Source organism: Streptomyces sp. E11-3 (genome assembly GCF_046540415.1).
In the GTDB taxonomy this organism is placed as follows: domain Bacteria; phylum Actinomycetota; class Actinomycetes; order Streptomycetales; family Streptomycetaceae; genus Streptomyces.
Genome location: NZ_JAZGRL010000162.1, coordinates 1 through 1,562, shown reverse-complemented (window position 1 = coordinate 1,562; position 1,562 = coordinate 1). Strand labels below are relative to the sequence as shown.

At 76.5% G+C, this 1,562-nt stretch carries 1 protein-coding gene; it reads right to left on the bottom strand.

Annotation, left to right across the window (positions count from 1 at the left end; all coding sequences use genetic code 11):
* Positions 1-76 precede the first annotated feature (76 nt).
* A complete protein-coding gene (locus U9R90_RS36110; protein WP_411061719.1) occupies positions 77-910 on the bottom strand; it encodes a peptidoglycan-binding domain-containing protein in 834 nt (277 codons plus the stop codon).
* Positions 911-1,562 lie beyond the last annotated feature (652 nt).

The window sequence follows — 1,562 nt, the reverse complement described above, 5'->3', positions numbered from 1 at the left end:
AGGTGCCGTGCCAGGCGTCGCGGGCCCGCGAAGATCGGGGAGACGCCCCCTAGGGGTGGCGCAGTTGGCCAGGATGTCAGTTGGTCTCCTGCTCCAGCGCGCGGCGGGTGGCCGGGCCGTAGACGCCCGAGGGGTCGCCCTTGATCTGGCGGGTGAGCTGGTAGTTGCGTACGGCGTCCTCGGTGGGCGGGTTGTAGTTGCCGTGCTCCTCGTCGAGGTACAGCAGCACCCGCTTCAGCCGCCGCTGCAGTTCCTGGACCTCGGGGCCCTTGTCGCCGCGGCGCAGTACGGGGACCTCGGCGGGCGGCTGGTCCTGGGCGGCGCCCGAGGTGTTGGCCGTCGTCGGCGAGGGTTTGGGCCGCGTGCTCGCCGAGGGCGATGCGGACCCGGTCGCGGACGGGGACGCTTCGGCGCTCTCGCTCGTCGAGGAGGACGGCTCCGCCGTGGCGGACGCGGACTCGGACGCCGACGCGGACGCGGGCGGCTCCGGCGACCCGCTCGGCGCGAGCGTCGCCGGCGCGCTGCTCGCCTGATCGGGCAGTACCCGGTCCGATTCGGACTCCGAATCGGAGGAGAACAGCCCGCTCGCCAGACCGGTAACGGCCACGACGGCGACCACGGCCCCGGCCATGGCAAGCAGCCCCATCCGCCGCTTCCGCCCGGCCCGCCCAGCCCGCTCGGCCCGGCCAGCCCGCCCGACTCGATGCCCTTCGTCGACACCCTCAAGCTCGTACGGCGCGGTGACGTCCAGCCCATACGGGGCGGGGGACTCTCCGGACCCGTGGGCGTCCCCGGGCCGCTCGGGTCCGTACGCGCCTCCAGGACCTTCAGGCCCGTACGCGCCCGCAGCGCCCTCCGAGCCAGGCCCGCCCTCGGAACCCTCCGGCCCGTACGAGTCCGTCGGCTCCACAGCCTGCCCGTGGGCATCCCCCGAGGGCTCGGAGCCATGCACACCCGCAGCACTCGGAGAGCCCTCAAGGCCGTATCCGGCGCCGGAGCCCTCCATACCGTGCGGCGCTGCGGGGTCCTGGGGTCCGTACGCGCCTGCGGTGCTCTCCGCATCCTGAGCGCTCCCGGAACCCTCCGGCCCCTGCGATCCCGCGGGACCCTGGGACCCGCGCGGCCCCACGTGGCCGTGCGCAGCTCCCGAACCTCCCGGCCCCTGGGCCCCGTGCGGCCCCACCTGCCCCTGCGCAGCCCCGGAGTTCTCCGGACCATGCCGCCCCGCCGCGTGCGGGCCCCCGGTGCCCTCGGGTGTGCTCGTGGCTTGCGGTACCCCGGTGTCGCCCGTACCCCCAGAGGCATCGGCTCCCGGGCCCTGCACAGGGTCGCCAGGGGCATCGGCTCCGTGGCCCTGCGCGAGGCCGCCAGGGGCTCCGGTCGCGTGCCGCGCCCCAGGGACTCCGGCCCCGTGCGCTGCTTCGGGCTCGCTGGGCCCGGGCGGGACCCCGAGGCCCCCGGTAGCGTGCGGCGGCGCCGCCTCGGGGGCGCCAGGCCCGTACGGCCGCGCCCCGGGGCCCTGCCACGGCGGATATACAGCCGCCTGGCCGTCGGGGACCGGC